The 16,162-nt window shown below is 35.9% G+C and carries 19 protein-coding genes; 7 read left to right on the top strand and 12 right to left on the bottom strand.

The genetic code is table 11. From position 1 onward, the window contains the following. Positions 1 to 455: 455 nt before the first annotated feature. The 11 genes from GSY47_RS23860 to GSY47_RS23810 form a co-directional block, all read right to left on the bottom strand. On the bottom strand, positions 456 to 1,262 hold the full coding sequence (locus tag GSY47_RS23860) for a PRTRC system ThiF family protein (RefSeq protein WP_156309112.1): 807 nt from the start codon (positions 1,260 to 1,262) through the stop codon (positions 456 to 458). Then, complete coding sequence (locus GSY47_RS23855) at positions 1,262 to 1,984, bottom strand: PRTRC system protein B (RefSeq protein ID WP_156309113.1); 723 nt, start codon at positions 1,982 to 1,984, stop codon at positions 1,262 to 1,264. Before GSY47_RS23855 ends, GSY47_RS23860 begins: the two co-directional genes overlap by 1 nt. Beyond that, positions 1,981 to 3,144: a hypothetical protein gene (locus GSY47_RS23850; RefSeq protein WP_156309114.1), complete on the bottom strand. Its 1,164-nt coding sequence runs from the start codon at positions 3,142 to 3,144 to the stop codon at positions 1,981 to 1,983. The genes GSY47_RS23855 and GSY47_RS23850 overlap by 4 nt, the downstream gene beginning before the upstream one ends. 15 nt (positions 3,145 to 3,159) lie before the next feature. Beyond that, the gene (locus GSY47_RS23845; RefSeq protein WP_037438461.1) at positions 3,160 to 3,378 is read right to left on the bottom strand and encodes a PRTRC system protein C; all 219 of its coding nucleotides are present in this window, start codon (positions 3,376 to 3,378) and stop codon (positions 3,160 to 3,162) included. 18 nt (positions 3,379 to 3,396) lie between these two features. Then, positions 3,397 to 4,008 (bottom strand): PRTRC system protein E, encoded by a 612-nt coding sequence (locus GSY47_RS23840; protein WP_156309115.1) that lies wholly within the window; start codon positions 4,006 to 4,008, stop codon positions 3,397 to 3,399. A 12-nt stretch (positions 4,009 to 4,020) separates the two neighbouring features. Continuing rightward, complete coding sequence (locus GSY47_RS23835) at positions 4,021 to 4,203, bottom strand: 3-isopropylmalate dehydratase (protein ID WP_156309116.1); 183 nt, start codon at positions 4,201 to 4,203, stop codon at positions 4,021 to 4,023. Positions 4,204 to 4,221: 18 nt separating this feature from the next. Next, a complete protein-coding gene (locus GSY47_RS23830) occupies positions 4,222 to 4,560 on the bottom strand; it encodes a molybdenum ABC transporter ATP-binding protein (protein WP_156309117.1) in 339 nt (112 codons plus the stop codon). Between the two features lie 11 nt (positions 4,561 to 4,571). Next, the gene (locus GSY47_RS23825) at positions 4,572 to 5,054 is read right to left on the bottom strand and encodes a DUF1281 family ferredoxin-like fold protein (RefSeq protein WP_037438458.1); all 483 of its coding nucleotides are present in this window, start codon (positions 5,052 to 5,054) and stop codon (positions 4,572 to 4,574) included. A 52-nt stretch (positions 5,055 to 5,106) separates the two neighbouring features. Beyond that, positions 5,107 to 6,180, bottom strand: a complete 1,074-nt coding sequence (locus GSY47_RS23820; RefSeq protein ID WP_156309118.1) for a DUF932 domain-containing protein — start codon at positions 6,178 to 6,180, stop codon at positions 5,107 to 5,109. 43 nt (positions 6,181 to 6,223) lie between these two features. Further along, entirely contained in the window at positions 6,224 to 6,601 is a 378-nt protein-coding gene (locus tag GSY47_RS23815) for a single-stranded DNA-binding protein (protein WP_135834327.1), read from the bottom strand. Between the two features lie 648 nt (positions 6,602 to 7,249). After that, a complete protein-coding gene (locus tag GSY47_RS23810) occupies positions 7,250 to 8,500 on the bottom strand; it encodes a site-specific integrase (RefSeq protein WP_037438455.1) in 1,251 nt (416 codons plus the stop codon). 334 nt (positions 8,501 to 8,834) lie between these two features. Here GSY47_RS23810 and GSY47_RS23805 point away from each other — a divergent pair, with 334 nt between their 5' ends. The 4 genes from GSY47_RS23805 to GSY47_RS23790 all read left to right on the top strand — a co-directional run bounded on the left by GSY47_RS23805 (position 8,835) and on the right by GSY47_RS23790 (position 11,378). Further along, positions 8,835 to 9,236 carry a glyoxalase gene (locus tag GSY47_RS23805; RefSeq protein WP_091497824.1) on the top strand — a complete coding sequence of 134 codons (402 nt, stop codon included), beginning with the start codon at positions 8,835 to 8,837 and terminating at the stop codon, positions 9,234 to 9,236. Positions 9,237 to 9,255: 19 nt separating this feature from the next. Further along, a complete protein-coding gene (locus GSY47_RS23800) occupies positions 9,256 to 9,726 on the top strand; it encodes a hypothetical protein (protein ID WP_179004462.1) in 471 nt (156 codons plus the stop codon). A gap of 26 nt (positions 9,727 to 9,752) precedes the next feature. After that, positions 9,753 to 10,328, top strand: coding sequence for a Crp/Fnr family transcriptional regulator (locus GSY47_RS23795; RefSeq protein ID WP_179004459.1), 576 nt, complete (start codon positions 9,753 to 9,755; stop codon positions 10,326 to 10,328). Positions 10,329 to 10,406: 78 nt separating this feature from the next. Continuing rightward, complete coding sequence (locus tag GSY47_RS23790; RefSeq protein WP_179004458.1) at positions 10,407 to 11,378, top strand: quinone oxidoreductase family protein; 972 nt, start codon at positions 10,407 to 10,409, stop codon at positions 11,376 to 11,378. 248 nt (positions 11,379 to 11,626) lie between these two features. Here the strand turns inward: GSY47_RS23790 and GSY47_RS23785 are convergent, their stop codons facing one another. Beyond that, complete coding sequence (locus GSY47_RS23785) at positions 11,627 to 13,603, bottom strand: alpha-ketoacid dehydrogenase subunit alpha/beta (protein ID WP_179004456.1); 1,977 nt, start codon at positions 13,601 to 13,603, stop codon at positions 11,627 to 11,629. Between the two features lie 189 nt (positions 13,604 to 13,792). Between GSY47_RS23785 and GSY47_RS23780 the strand changes: the two genes are divergently transcribed. From GSY47_RS23780 to GSY47_RS23770, 3 genes are all read left to right on the top strand, one after another. Further along, positions 13,793 to 14,743, top strand: coding sequence for an isopenicillin N synthase family dioxygenase (locus GSY47_RS23780; RefSeq protein ID WP_179004454.1), 951 nt, complete (start codon positions 13,793 to 13,795; stop codon positions 14,741 to 14,743). Between the two features lie 116 nt (positions 14,744 to 14,859). Then, positions 14,860 to 15,192, top strand: coding sequence for a translation initiation factor (locus tag GSY47_RS23775; RefSeq protein ID WP_179004452.1), 333 nt, complete (start codon positions 14,860 to 14,862; stop codon positions 15,190 to 15,192). Positions 15,193 to 15,280: 88 nt separating this feature from the next. Further along, positions 15,281 to 16,150, top strand: a complete 870-nt coding sequence (locus GSY47_RS23770; protein WP_179004450.1) for a nucleoside phosphorylase — start codon at positions 15,281 to 15,283, stop codon at positions 16,148 to 16,150. Positions 16,151 to 16,162: the final 12 nt, after the last annotated feature.

Here is a 16,162-nt window from a genome sequence, read left to right as displayed (position 1 = left end):
TTAAAAATGTAAATAAAAAAGAGATGCACCAAAAGAAAAAACCTTTGGGTACGATAAAAAAGCCAATAAATTAAAATTGGGAAATATAACAGTTAGCCTAAGATCAAGGCGGAGTAACTTGGGATGATATTTGTACTGTTCTTTTCATTGAGTGGTGCAAAAGTACAATTTATAGTTATTGTACACAATTTAACACCAAAAAAACTAAAAAAAATTGTTTTACAACACAGAATCTTTTCTTTGGTCGCAGTGTGAAAAGAAAAGAAGTCAATACTAAATACAGCAAATGGGATAGCGAATATCCCACATAAAAATCTCGCAACCTGTTTGTTAAAATGTGAAGAAAGGGATTGTGTAGCGGTGCATTTTGAGAAAGGGGTTGCACCAATTTTAAATGCAAAAATGCGTTTCCGACCGTAGGAAGGAATTGCATTTTTGCCCGCCGATTTCGGCTTTTAGGCAACTTTTATCGGGTGGGTGCGGAAATCTTTCAGATTGTGAAAAAATCCCTTGTATTCGGTCATTCCCTTGCGAAACAAGTTCCACAACAAAGAACAACCCATTTGTGTAAGCGATGAATTGATAAACAAATCTTGGTGTTCCAACGCTTCAGCAAGTGAGCAACTTGGCGTATTGTCCTCTTGCTCGGATTGCTTCAGCAATTCGCCAAATTCATCGGTAACAAATGGCAGGCTTGCCACCGTTTCGTACTTTTCAGAATTGGGTTGTTTTATCTCTCCGATAGTGGATAATATCACTTGTCCTGTATCTTGGCTGTTGCCAAAATCCAACCAATATTTTGGCTCATCTTGGTAGTGTTTGCGATAGCTTATTTCATTAAGAATTTCAGCAACGCCAAACCTCGCCTGCACATTGTCCACACACGTAATGGTAATGATTGCCCTTGCTTTTTCGGGAAGTCTGCCAAAATTGTCTTTTTCAAATTTTACCGTTTTGGCTTTCCAATTTGTTCCTGCCCAACGGTTGCAACGATTGATTAAAGCAACGGATTTATATAATCCTGTTTCACTTTCTGCAAATCGTTGTCTGCCCAAATTGGCACTCGTGATAACATCATCGTCCCAAAGGCGGACTTGTAACCCTGCGTGTCCCAACGCAATCAAACTTTCGTTTATTTCCATTAAAGCAGTCAATACTTTTGAGCCTGTGCCACCTGCCCCGATAAGGTTTACCGAAATCGGATTGGTAGGATTGAGCAGGTAATTATCTGTAAAATGTACTGCGGTTTTTGCTGTATTCATTACAATAGATTTTTAAGGGTTTTGTTGTTCTTTTTTAATACTTCTTTCGGAAAAGGTTTATCCGTATTGATAAGGTCTTTCCAAAGGTTTACAATGTTTTTTTTCGTCAGGTTTTCACATAATGAATGACTGAAATAAGAATTGAAAAAATAATGTTCCCACGCCTGTATAAATTCCTCAACCGAAGCCGAATTTTTAATATCAACACTCACCGTACCCATACATACATTGCCCTTTTCGTAGATATTGAAGAAAGGTGCATAATGCAATGGCGTTTTCTCGGTGGGTCTTCTGTCATTTGCCAAAGCAAATACGGTAAGACTGCTTTTGCTCGCTAACCATAGCATTGGCGGTACTTGTGATATTCCGCTGGGTATGCCCAAACTATCCACAAAATACAGTTTCCGTTGTTGTGTTTTAGTGTACCAAAGTACCGTACCTTTTTCCGCATTTGGATTGATATGCAGAATATTGGTAGGCAAAATTCCCTTTGGTTTTAAAAAGGCTTGGTTCTTTTCTTCATCGGTCTGTAAGGACTTTGCTAAAATATTGGCTTCCTTTACGGTTAATGGATGGGCATTGATAGGCATTCCGTTGCTGTCCATATCAAAATGCTCCACGTACATATCGTTTTCTGTTCCTTTGGTTTCATAGAAAACCAAAGCGGATTTTGCATAGTACAATGTTCCAAAATGGTCTTTTATATCTGTTGTTGTATTCATTTTTCTATCGTTTTGTATTCGTATAATATTCCACTCAAATCATTCAATAAACCAAATAAACGGTTCTCAAAATCAAGGTTTGCTGTTGGTATTTCACTTCCGTCAAATCGCTTGGAAATAGTAGGTTCTGCCATTGCTCCGTACTCGTTAAATTCATTGTTGATGGTATCTGAAAGACTTTCGTACAACCAGCCTTTAGTATCTGCAATAAATGAAATGTATTTTTCCATTCCGATTATTTCATTCTCGTCATTATCATAAGGGTCTTTTTCGGGCAATGTTGCGTTGCTAAAAATAGTGGTGTTCGGATATTCTGTGCAAAGGGCAAACGCATTACAAGCCACTTGCCAACATTCCTTGTCGAACATATCAACACTTTTAAATCGGTTCAAACGCTGTTCAAATACCTTTAGATTAGTTCGATTAAATAGCTTTTGTTCTATTCTATCGCCAATGTATTCGGCATTTCTCAATTCACTTTTATAGCTTTCAGTTTCTTCCGTTTCCTCGTCCTGTTCCACCCAATCGTTCATCATTTCGTAAAGCCAATACAAGTAACTTTCTTCCTGCCTGTAATACGGAATTTGAGCGATATGATACAGATAACTACATACCGATAGTAAAAGCTGTGCGGTCTTTTTACGCTTTGGGTCTTTGAGCATTTTAAAGAGTGGCACAACGGGAATGTAATACAAGGTTGTTCCTGTGTTGTATCGTTCCTCGCCTATAAAATAGGTTTTCCTGCTATCCTTTACCAATCTGAAACCATCCCAATTGCTGTTGGTACGCTTTACTTTGTTTTCCATATCCCACATAGCCAATGTTATATTGTAGGGAAACTTAAAACTGTTGGTCTGCATTGGTTCAATCCTGTAATGCTCGGCAAGTTTGGAAAGGGACTTGTAAAAATCCCTCTCCGTTTTCTGACAAGCCTGTACGGATGGTGCCGTTTTTAGTTTGGGCAGAAACGTACACTTTAGAATACCATTGGTAGCATTGCTATTGGTACGGATTTCTGCTTGTCTTTCTGCACTTGGTTTGCGTCCTTTGGTCTTTGTAGCCAATTGGCGAACTCGCCCAACTGTCGGTGCAATTGCCGTTGTCGTTTCTGTTCGGGTATGCTGATAGTTCCCGATATGATGTTGCGTTGCATAATTCATCGCTTTAATATTTGGTTAACCTTTCGTACCCATTACACTCTCAAACTTGTACTCGACTGCATCGTCTTTTATTTGTGGTGCAGATACTTTTGCCGTTGTCAAAATCGGGTACATATTGGCGTAAAAATTCATTACGGCTTCCACGCTCCAACGTGGTTCGGGGTCGGTCAGTCTGATGTCCTGTCCTTTATCTTTGAGTATAAAAACTCTTTCTAATTGCGTTGCTAATAACATAATGTTCTGTTTTAATGATTAATATTCGTTTTCATCTTCGTGTGTTTCATCAATAGGATAATCGGCAGTAACTTCTTCCGCTTGTAGAAGTTTGGGGTTTGTTTCGTCAATTGCTCCGAAAAGGCTCGGTGTTGCGAATTTGTCGGATAATGCTGTTTTGCGTTTGCGTATCTCGTCTGCTTTTTCGGGAAACTCCGTTATATCGGGAACTTTTATCCACGCTTCACGGAACTTACCCTCTTTTTCCAACTCGTCCGCCTTTGCTATAGCATCTTTAAACTTCTTGTCTTTGGTTTCCTTGTCCTTTTTCGCTTTCTCGGTTTTTTCCTTTTCTATTGCCGATTGTGCTTTGGCTTCGTCCAATTGCTTTTGGAATTTTTCCATATCCACCATTAAGCCCGATACCTTTTGTATGGGTGTAGTTATCTGCTCAAAAAATCCCTCGTCAAACTCTTGGGGCGTGGCGTTAAAGGTCAATGGGGGAATTAGATTTTTTGCACTATCTCCGCATTGTTCGTTGTTGAGCAATACTGTTACAATTAGGTTGCTTTCTATCCCTTTTGAAATGTTCAGTTGCAATACTCCTGTAAAGTCCAACTGCTGTATCTGATTGAAAAAATTGGTGTTCATCGTTCTGAAATTTTAATTGTTAATACTTTTTTCTTTTTTAAGTTTCTCGTGCATATCTGCCCAATATTTCTGTCTTTCCTTGTCTGTTTCTGTTGGTGGGTCGTGCAGATATTCTTTATACCAACCAGTTTGCTGGATAGCTTTTATGAGGTCGGTAACTTCAACCCAATTCCCATTTTTATCTATGATTTTCATTGTACTTGGCTTTAAATGTTATTTGCTGATTTCCGCTATTTGGTCAATCCTGCCATATATGATACTTCGAAGACTTGTTTTGTCGGGAGCGTTGTATTCTAACCAACTGCCGTACTGCTTTACGATATAGGATTTTAAAACATCCTCAAAACCAAAACGATAACCCATAAGCGGTACAGCTCTTTTGAAATAGGCGTTTCGGTTTACTGCTTCTGCAAGCCAATTTTTTTCGGCTCGGTTCAATTTTTCGCCTTTGTTCAGTTTTTCCCTTAATAAGTAAACCTTTGCATTTTGCAGGGTTGCCAATTCGGGTACATCTTGGCGTACAAACTTTGTAGCTATTGTTCTTGTTTCCATTGCCTTTGGTTTTAAGTTTCTTGAATTTTAATTTTCCGCTCCAACAAGTTTTCTAATATCTCGTAATCGCTTTCGTAATCATTACCCTCAAAATGGTAGGTTTCGTTTTCTTCATCAAATTCGTATTGCTCAAAATCCACGTCTTCCAAATAAACATCTGTGAGTAGCTTGTCATAAAATGTTGCCCTGCCATATACAAGATTGCCCATTTCTTCATAGTCGTGTGTGAAATTCACTTCGTAATGCTCCGCTATCTTTTGAATGATTTCCATATTGGGCGACCACTTTGTTTCATATTGAAATTGTCCTTCATCGCCTTCATTCCAATAGATATTGAAGAAATAACCACCATTATCTTTAGAAATAAATTCGGGTAATTGTCCTTCTTCGATTTTTTCTTCCTTTTCCTTCATTGATTGAAAAAGTTCCTGTATTGCTGTGATTGTTTCGGGTTTCCCCTCGAATACAACTGTATTACTGCACCAATTTGCCATAACTTTTGTTTTTAGTAGGCTACCACCGATTAAAGCGGTAGCCTGTTGTTATTTAATTAAGGTTTAGGGTTTCTGCACCATCTAAAGCAAAACCATTACACAATTCAAATGCTTTCTGTGATTTGAGTTGAGCAGTGCCACCCAATACAATGCTCTGCAACTTGGCTTCATCATTCTTGTAATTTCTTACGTTCTGATAGTAACCTGTAACCGCATTATAAGCTCCGAACAATGTTCCTTTTGTAGTATCCATTTGTTGGGTGTCGCTTATCATTGCGTATGCAAAAGCATCTTCAACGGTGTTTTTGAACACGGTTGAAATTTCATCTTCCGCACCTTTTTTGATTAAATCAAAGGTTTCCTTATTCGGGCAAAGTGCCAATTGAATTAGCTTTTTAACCTCTCGGTCTGTTACCTTTACTTTTGCCCATTCATTGAAAATTCCCTCTAATTGGTTGCTCAATGTGTTGGCAAGTCCCATAATCTTGTGAGCGTTCTCGATACGTCCTTTTGCTCCCGAAGTGTGTTTGATACGGACAACATTGGTCATATTGCGTAATGAAGCGTTTAAGGTATTTTGGCAAACGATACGGATTGGTGTAAATGCGGCTGTGATACTTCCGCTACCATCGTGCGAAGTGGTTAGGAAAATGTATTTTTCCGTAACATCATCGCCATTGCCTACACGGATATAGTCAGGCAGTTTGGCTGTGATAAAAATACGTTCTCCGTTGCCTAATGCTCCTGCGGTTTCGTACAGAATGCCCTCGCCACCACCTACAATAGCATCAAAGAAATTAAAGGCTTCACGGTTTTGTACGATATGGTAATCCTTGCCGACTACTCCCAATACCTTATTGTTATCGGTGCGAATGTTGGCGAAATAGTTAGGTACTTCTAATTCGCTACTGCCTATCTCTATACCGTTAGCCGTTTCGATAATGCCCGAACCTTTGGTAAAAAGTGGGGATTTTACGACTTCGTAATCTAACCCTGCGTGTTTGATAGCTTCCTCGCTTGTCGGGTATTGCTCCACGATTTGCCCCAAGTTGTGCCATGCTTTTTGTTGTACGCTAAAAAATGAATAACGTCCTGTTCTCTCGTTAAAATTGATATTATGTGCCATAATGTTAGAAATTTTGATGTTAAAAATGATTGAATGTTCTTGATTAAAATGGGAGGTCGTCTTCTGCCTTGCTATTGTTTGTGCTTGTGGTAGCTTGTGCCGTTTCCGATTTTTTGCCACCTCCGTGCAATTTGATTTGAGAGGTATGGAAATTCAGTCCTGCTCTTGGTTCTCCATCATTACCTGTCCACGCTCTTGTGCTTACTCGTCCCGATAGTTCTACCAAAGTACCTTTTGTGAGTAGCTTGGCTACATTCGGGGTTATCCAATAGGAGCAATCGAAATAGGTTGTTTGCTCTATGCGTTCGCCCTGTTTGTTACGGTAGCTGTCGTTGGTCGCTACTGAAAAGTTTACTACTTGTTTGTCCTGTGACGTTGTGCGTACTTCCGCATCCCTTGTCAATCTTCCTGTGATGTTCATATTCTTTAATTTTTAGTTATTGATTTTGATTTTTTTTGATTTATTCGGCAATGAGAGGAGGTGCTGTTTCGTTTCATTACCATTTCCAATGTTTTTAATCTTCATATCTGACATTTTTTTTTATTCGTTTAAAGAGCCGGAGTATGCTATGTTTCGTTTCACGAGCATAAAAGGTTCGTGTTTAGCATCACCAAGGTTTTGGAAAAAAATACTACCCAACGGGTGGAGATTATTTTCCAAACTTGCTTGACATTTGTGATGCGTTAAGAACACGGAAATACCTTTGCTCTTGAAATGGGACAAAAAAGCATACGGGTCTTTGGATAAAATGAATGTGGAAGCCAAGAAGATGGCATTGAGAAATGGTTTACAATGAATTGAAATAACACTTCCAATTCGCTGAATTTTTAAAACACTTTTTTAAAGCGGTGGGGCTATCAAAGCCACACTAATAGAGGATTAAAAAATTGTATTTGTGTGGGAGGCGTAGATGGCAACATTTTTTAATCTTCTGTTCCAGAAGTAGCCGAAAAGCTCTTTTACAGAAAGGGAATAGCAGAGCGAAGTAAATGTGCTTTGGCTATAAAATATGGGTATAAAAAAAGCAGAACCGTTAAGTTCTGCTAGTAATTATCAAATTGTGATTAACTATATAACCTGTAAAAACGCTTCTTCAATCTCCTTAAATTTAGGAGCTACTAAATCCATATCCTTACTAATCTTTTGGCTGGTAATTTTAGCATAAATCTGTGTAGTTGAAATGTTTTTATGTCCCATCATTTTGCTAAGGCTTTCAAGAGGTACGCCTTCGGTCAAAAACATCGTTCCAAATGTGTGTCTTGCGGTGTGAAAAGTTACTTTTTGTTCTGTAATAATTTCAGCTTTTTCAATTAATTTGCCAATGTGAGTATTGCAGGTTACATTAGTTGGAACTGGAAAGATAAACTCATTACGAGTGCTACCGAGGTATTTTTCTATAATACGTTTTGGGATTTCCATTAATCGAACATTAGAAGCAATATCTGATTTTTTTCTTCTGCTGATGATCCATTGATGGCCATCGAAGAAAGACTGAATATTGTTCCTTGTTAGTTTTTTAATATCCGCATAAGCAAGTCCGGTAAAACAACTGAAAATAAAAAGATCTTTCACAAGCTCATACCGTGGGTGGGGCGGTGCACACATCATCAGTTTTTCTACATCTTCTTTAAGAATATAACCCCTGTCGGTTTCTTCCATATTAATTTCATAATCTTGAAACGGATTATCACGTATCAAACCTTTTTTTATAGCCAATTCTACCAGACTTAGTACGGGCATCGTGTAAACCCAAACCGTATTATGTGTAGATTGTAAATCGTACCGAAGATAAAAATCGAATTCCCTAATAAAATCTCCAGTCAATTCCCGAAAGGCCATATCATCACGATGATAGCGTTCTTTGATAAAAGTGGTAAGATGATTATAAACCGTGATGTACTTGTTGTAGGTGCTTTGTGAACGTTCTTCCTTGTCAACCAATTTTTTAAAATCCTCATTTTTATCGTTAAAGACTTTTAGAATTGCATCATCCATTACACCAACACCCAAGAATGAGAGCTTTACTTTTTGGGAAGTAGCAAAGCCCTCGTGTTTCAGCATATCTTCATAAATTTTGTCGATACGCCCACGTATGTTATCCAACTTTTTATTAATATTTAAAGCTGTTGCGCTTTTGCCCTCAACTCTTCCATATTTTAGATCCCAATTGCTAGGGTCAATTTCTAACTTTGTCCCAAAAGTTTTAGGTGTTCCGTCAATGGTAATACGTGCCATAATTGGAGCATTACCATTTTTTTTCAGTTCGTTCTTTTTCAAGTAGAAAAGCAGTTTGAACGTTGATTTTTTTGTCTGCGTCATAACTCAAATGTTTAATGTTTAAAATTAATTTACATTGAGTTACAAGGAAATATAAAAATAAGTGCAAAACACTGAAATATAACCGTTTAAGCTAATAAGGAACCTCTATTAATCGGTAACGAATTAGTAACTTAACTTTGTCATTTCAAGCCCAAAACCTATCAGACACCGAGTTCCAAATAAAGACTACTTCTTTATAAAACATTGTATAGCAACGGATTTAATCGTTTTGCTTAACTTTGCTTTTTACTAATCTTTTTTATAAAAAAACAAAAATAGGTTTTTAGCGTGGGATTATTTCTTTAACTTTAAAGAAAACTAAAAACAAAACCCCATGGAAGATAGAGACACTTTTTTAAAAGAATTCAGAGGCGAAACTTTAGGAACTGTAAGTGCTCAATCTTCTCCAGATGAGATCTTTCAAAATCAGACGATTAGACCGATATTAAAGCTTCAAAACGATTTATTTATAGCTGTTTTTATTAATTACGTAAACAAGAACAAACCCGATTTTTATTCTTATTCGGTTGAAAAGAAACTGCAGACAATTGAAAACTCCATTCAAAAAGATATTAAATTTAGAAATTCTTTGAAAGGAATTGTTATGGCGCTTTTTACAGTAGATGAATACAATACATATATCCAAAATTCTTCTGACTTAAATAAACGAATGATGAATTTACTGATTGATCGATTGAAGAATCAAGTGCAGTTGTTTGAAGTGGAATCGAATTAAAAGTATATGATTTATTAAAATGAAATTTATTTTAGATTTTACAACAGATTATGGTCAATTTTATATAAATGAAAAAGATGAAGTGGGAGATACTGGAAGCGAAGGTTTTTGGTCTAATGAAGCTTTTAATGATAAGCTAGCTGTAGAAAAAGGAATTTTAGGAATCTCAATTGAAAATAGTGAAGGAATTGTAAAATGCGAACTGGAGATTTTAGATTCTAAAAGTTTAATTTCGGATTTCAGTGATTTTGACCATGTTGTAGAAGCCAATTTAGAAATAAAAACGGGTTTTGTACAAATTAATGATTGCCCGTTTACAATTTTAGTTTTAGAAGAAAAAGTTGAAATTGGAAATTATCGAGTTCGTGTTTACTACAGTAATTTAGAATCGGCATATTCTGAAGATCCAAAGGATTTTTATAGAATTGAAATGTGGAAAGATATTTTTTCAGATAGACATGTTTTAAAAAGATTTGAAAATAAATTCTAATACAGTAAACTTACTATTAAAGACAAATGTTCAACCAATTCCGAAGCAAATTCCCTTTATCAGAAGAAAAATGGAACCAATATATGGGTTATTTTAACCGTATTGAAGTTCCTGCCAAAACAACGCTTTTGGAAGAAGGAGAAATTTCTAAAAAGCTTTTTGTTATTGAAAAAGGCTGTATTCGGGTTTGGTTTAATCATAACGGAAAAGACTTGACTTCTCAGTTCTTTTTCGAAAATCAAAGTGTGGCTTCGATTGAAAGTTTCATGAAAAAATTTCCAAGTCCTGTTTTTGTTGAGACAATCGAACCTTCAGTTTTATGGTGGATTCATAAAAACGATGTCGATACAATCATAGAAGAAATCAAAGAAATTCCGGAATTAAGAGACCGATTAATCGATATGCTTTTTCAAAGAACATTTGATTATATGAAACATTTTTTTTCTTTTATAAAAGATTCTCCTGCTCAGCGTTACCAAAGTTTAATTGAAGAAAAACCTCAAATTGTTCAAAGAGTTCCACAGCATTATATCGCTTCTTATCTGGGGGTGAGTACAGTACATTTAAGTAGAATCAAAAGTAAACTCCTGCGCGAAAAATAACCCAATTTCATTTGATAACAAATGTTATCGTCTGGCTTTAAACGGCTGTCTAATTTTGCTTCATAAAATTTAATAATTATGAAAGCAGCAGTAGTTTATAAAAAAGGCGAATTGCCAAAATATGCAGATTTTGCGGAACCAATCGCATTAAATGAAAATGAAGTCCTAATGACGGTTAAAGCCGTTGCCATTACCAATTTGGACAAAGGAATTGCCAGTGGTGATCATTACTCTTCTGAAAAAGATAACCAAAACGGATTTATAGTTGGCAGTGACGGAATAGGTGTTTTAGAAAACGGAACAAAAGTCTATGCACGTGGTATTTCAGGAACAATAGCGGAAAAAGCTTTGGTCGAGAAAAATCGAATGGTTGTTTTGCCTAACGAAATTGACGACGCAATCGCTGCCGCAATGCCAAATGCAGTGGCTGGTTCAGCAATGGCGCTTCGTTTTAGAGCCGGAATAAAACATGGAGAAACCGTTTTAATAAATGGCGCAACCGGTTTTACCGGACAAATGGCGATTCAGATTGCAAAACATTACGGTGCAAAAAACATCATCGTAACAGGAAGAAATGAGAAGGTTTTTGAAAATCTTAAAGAATTAGGTGCTGATGTAGCTGTTTCTTTAAAACAAGATGATGCTTCATTCATTTCTCAACTGAAAGAAATTCATCAGGAAACACCAATCGATATTGTGATTGATTATCTGTGGGGACATTCAGCTGAACTTATTTTTTCTGTTTTAAAAGGAGATGGAAAATTCACCAATAAAACCAGATATGTTTCAGTTGGTTCAATGTCTGGAGATAGTATTTCATTGTCTGCCCAAATTCTTAGAAGCGTTGATTTACAGCTTTCAGGATCTGGTTTAGGAAGCTGGACAAGAGATGAAGTAAAGTTGTTATTTTCAGAAATACTTCCTGAAATGTTTCTTTTAGCTTCGCAAAATATACTAAAAGTAAATATTGAAACAGTAAATCTAATCGATATCGAAGAAAAGTGGAATACTGAAGTTGCTGATGGAAAACGTCTAGTTGTGGTAATCTAAAAATTTTAAACACATAGAAACATAGGTTTGCTTTATTTTTAAAGAGAATTAGAAAGAAACTAGTTTCTCACACATCGCTATGTGTTTCTAAATAAAGTGAAACGCCTTTTTTAGATTCTAAAATTCTATGTTTCTATGTGTTTAAATTTTATGGTTTAATATTCTAATAATTCTTTAAGAACTTTCTCAAAGCGATTGGTAGTTCTCGTTTAAAGATTCCAAGTTTTTTTACTCAGAATCTTAGCGTCTTAGTAACTTAGTAACTCTAACAAAGTTTCTTCAAAACGATTTTTTGGCAAAAACTGATCTTCCAGCGCTTTTGTAAATGGAATTGGCGAATCTAAACTGGCAACTCTTTTTACTGGGGCGTCAAGATATTCAAAACAATTTTCCATAATTAAAGCTGAGATATCACTTGCAATACCTCCAAAAAGTGTGTCTTCCTGATAAATTAAAGCTTTTCCGGTCTTTTTAACCGAAGCAAAAATAGTTTCTGTATCCAAAGGCTGTAAAGTTCTTAAATCGATTAAATCTGCTTCAATTTCAGGATGTTTAGATAAAGTATCTAAAGCCCAATGAACCGGAGCTCCAAAAGAAATAATAGTCACTGAGTTTCCTTCTTTTACTAAAGACGCTTTTCCAAAAGGAATGGTATAATAATCTTTTGGAACTTCTTGATAGATACTTCTGTATAATAATTTATGTTCAAAAAATAATACCGGATTTGGATCGTTTATGGCCGTATTTAAAAGCCCTTTTGCGTCATACGGAAATGCCGGATAAACTACTTTTAGACCAGGAGTTTTGGTAAACCAGGCCTCATTGGTTTGTGAATGAAACGGTCCTGCCTGCGTGCCGCCTCCACAAGGCATACGAACCACTACATCGGCTTTTTCGCCCCAGCGGTAATGCGATTTTGCTAATAAATTTACAATCGGATTAAATCCTGTAGAAACAAAATCGGCAAACTGCATTTCTACAATTGCTTTATAACCGTTTATAGATAATCCCATTCCTGTTGAAACTACAGCGCTTTCACAGATTGGTGTATTGCGGATTCTGTCTTTTCCAAAAGCATCAACAAAGTTATCTGTAATTTTAAAAGCACCGCCATATTCAGCGATATCCTGCCCCATAATGACAAGATTTTTATGACGCCACATAGACTGCTCTAAACTATTTCGGATGGCATCTATAAAACGAATATTTTCTGATTCATAATTATGACTATATTCTTCATATTGAAACTCTTCGTAAACATCATCTAACTCTCCGCTGTAAGTAGGTTCAATTTCAGGTTCAGCATTGGCTATTGCCCAATTTTCATCAATTTCCTGTTTGATTTCGGCGCGAAATTGTTCATCCAATTCAGTTGTAAGCACGCCAATTTCAGTTAAATATTTTCGATAATTGGTAACAGGATCTCTCAATTCCCATTGATCCATTAACTCTTGAGGGACATATTTTGTACCACTCGCCTCTTCATGGCCACGCATTCTGAAAGTTTTAAATTCTAATAAAACCGGATGCGGATTCTCTTGCATTTCTTTTTTTAACTGGGATAGTTTATTATAAACTTCTAGAATATTATTTCCGTCAATAATCCAGCTTTCAATTCCATAACCAAAACCTTTATCTGCAAGATTTTCGCAGGCATATTGCTCATTTGTTGGCGTCGAAAGTCCGTAACCGTTATTTTCAATAATAAACATCACAGGAAGTTTCCATACTGCGGCAATATTTAAAGCTTCATGAAAATCTCCTTCACTAGTTGCACCTTCTCCCGTAAAAACTGCGGTTACTTTTTTGTTATTCTGAAGTTTATCGGCTAATGCAATTCCGTCAGCAATTCCTAACTGCGGGCCTAAATGCGAAATCATTCCGATAATATTGTATTCTTGAGTTCCAAAGTGAAAACTTCTGTCACGGCCTTTGGTAAAACCATTTGCTTTTCCCTGCCATTGTGAGAACAGACGGTGAAGCGGAATTTCTCTAGTGGTAAAAACTCCCAAATTTCGATGCATTGGAAGCACATATTCAGATGGATCTAAAACAGCGGTAACACCAACAGCAATCGCCTCCTGTCCAATTCCCGAAAACCATTTAGAAACTTTTCCTTGCCGAATCAAGATAAGCATCTTTTCTTCGATTAATCGTGGTTTTAATATTTTTTTATATAAGTCTAGTAATTGAGTGTCACTAAGGTTTTGTCGGTAAAAAATCATGTGGTTATTTTGTTTTTTAGTGTTTCAAATATAACAATTTGCGCTAATTTTATTGGATTATGAAATGTTTTTTTAGTCAGAAACCTTCTTTTAATGGCTGAGCTTAAGATTATTTTCTAAAATATTCTATACCTTTGTTTACGAAAGGTGCTTATGACACCTTTCTTTTTTAAATAAAAAATGTAAAGTATGCAAAACATTCCTAGTGTAGACTTACGTGATTTCCTTTCGGACGACCCGAAACGTAAACAAAAATTTGTAAATGAAATCGGCAGTGCATTTGAAAACATTGGCTTCGTAGCCTTAAAAGGTCATTTTCTTGATGATCAATTGGTAAACGAACTTTATGGCGAAATTAGAAACTTCTTCGCCTTGCCAATAGAAACTAAGCATAAATATGAAATCCCTGGAATTGGCGGCCAAAGAGGTTATGTTTCTTTTGGAAAAGAACATGCTAAAGGACGCAAAGAAGGAGATTTAAAAGAATTCTGGCATTTTGGTCAATATGTTGATGCAGATTCCAGATGGGCTTCAGAATATCCTGAAAATGTTGAAGTGACTGAATTACCCCGTTTTAATGTTGTTGGTAAAGAGGCTTATCAAAAATTAGAGAAAACTGGAGTTTATGTTTTAAGAGCTTTGGCTTTGCATTTAGGTTTAGATGAGTTTTATTTTGATGAATATGCAAAAGAAGGAAACTCAATTTTAAGACCTATTCATTATCCTCCAATTACTTCTGAGCCAGAAAATGCAATTCGTGCCGCGGCTCATGGCGACATTAACCTGATTACGCTTTTAATGGGAGCTCAGGGTAAAGGATTACAAGTGCAGAATCATGATGGTGAATGGATTGATGCCATCGCAGAAGATGACGAGCTGGTAATTAATGTCGGAGATATGTTATCTAGACATACTAATAACAAACTAAAATCTACGATTCACCAAGTGGTAAACCCGCCAAGAGAATTATGGGGAACTTCACGTTATTCGATTCCTTTCTTCATGCATCCTGTAAGCGATATGCGTTTGGACTGTCTTGAAAACTGTATTGATGAAGAAAATCCAAAGAAATACGAAGACATTTCTGCTGGCGAATTTCTACACGAACGTTTGGTAGAATTAGGTTTAATTAAAAAATAAACTGAAATAAATTCCATTTTATTAAAAATTCCAAATTCCGACTTTCTGTTGGAGTTTGGAATTTAATTTTTAAATATCTTTATACTGGGAATTTATTTTTTAGAATAAAAAAAAATATGGATTTAAAAGATCAATTAAAGAACTTGTTTCCAGATCATGTTGAAACAAACGAACCAGAACAGGTTGAAGAACAAGAACATGTGTTATATGTTCAGAAAGAGCCTGTGATCTGTAAATTTGAAAAAAGAAAAGGAAAGGCAACTACAATTATCGAAGGTTACGAAGGATCTGACGAAGATTTTAAAATTTTAGCCAAAGAGATAAAAACTAAATTAAGCGTTGGAGGAACTTTTAAAGATGATTCGATCATCATTCAAGGTGATTATCGTGATAAAATCATGGCAATCCTAAAAGAAAAAGGATTTAAAACAAAACGTGTTGGTGGCTAGTGTATAAAATTCCAATTTTAAAAGCCCAAATTCCAAGATAAAAACTTAGAATCTCAGTATCTCAGAACCTTAGAAACTTAAAAAAAAAATGATTCAATCATCAGAATTAATACTAAATCCAGACGGAAGTGTTTACCATTTAAACCTGCGTCCTGAACATATTGCTCACGACATTATTTTTGTTGGAGATCAAAATAGAGTTGAAAAAATCACACAATTTTTCGATTCAATCGAATATTCAGCTCAAAAAAGAGAATTTAAAACCCAAACAGGTATTTATAAAGGCAAAAGAATTTCTGTAATCTCAACAGGAATTGGCCCAGACAACATTGATATTGTATTGAATGAGTTAGATGCTTTAGTTAATATCGATTTAAAAACACGTGAGCCAAAAGAAACGCTAACTTCACTAAATATTATCAGAATCGGAACTTCTGGTTCTTTACAGGAAGATATTCCAGTTGACAGCTTTGTAATGTCAAAATTTGGTTTAGGTTTGGATAATATGCTCCGCTCCTACCTAATTGATGACGTTTCGATTACTGAAATTGAAGACGCATTTGTAAAACATACCAACTGGGATCCTAAAAAAGGAAAACCTTATGTGACGCCATGTTCGGAAAAATTAGAAAAACTAATTGAGTCGGACAAAATATTCAAAGGAATTACGGCAACTGCTGGAGGATTTTATGGTCCACAGGGAAGGGTTTTACGCTTAAATATTCAAGACGCAGAATTAAATAATAAAATGGATAATTTTAGTTTTAATGAAACTAAAATCACTAATTTAGAGATGGAAACCGCAGCGATTTATGGACTTTCAGCTCTTTTAGGCCACAATGCCTTATCGTTAAATGCAATCATTGCTAATCGTGCTTCTGGCACTTTTAGTGAAGATCCTTATAAAGCGGTTGATGAGTTGATTGCTTATACTTTGAATAAATTGGCTGGCAAATAAATGAGATAATTT

This window comes from Flavobacterium quisquiliarum, from assembly GCF_019308285.1.
GTDB classification, from domain to species: Bacteria; Bacteroidota; Bacteroidia; order Flavobacteriales; family Flavobacteriaceae; genus Flavobacterium; species Flavobacterium quisquiliarum.
This window is presented reverse-complemented; position numbering and strand designations above follow the sequence as displayed.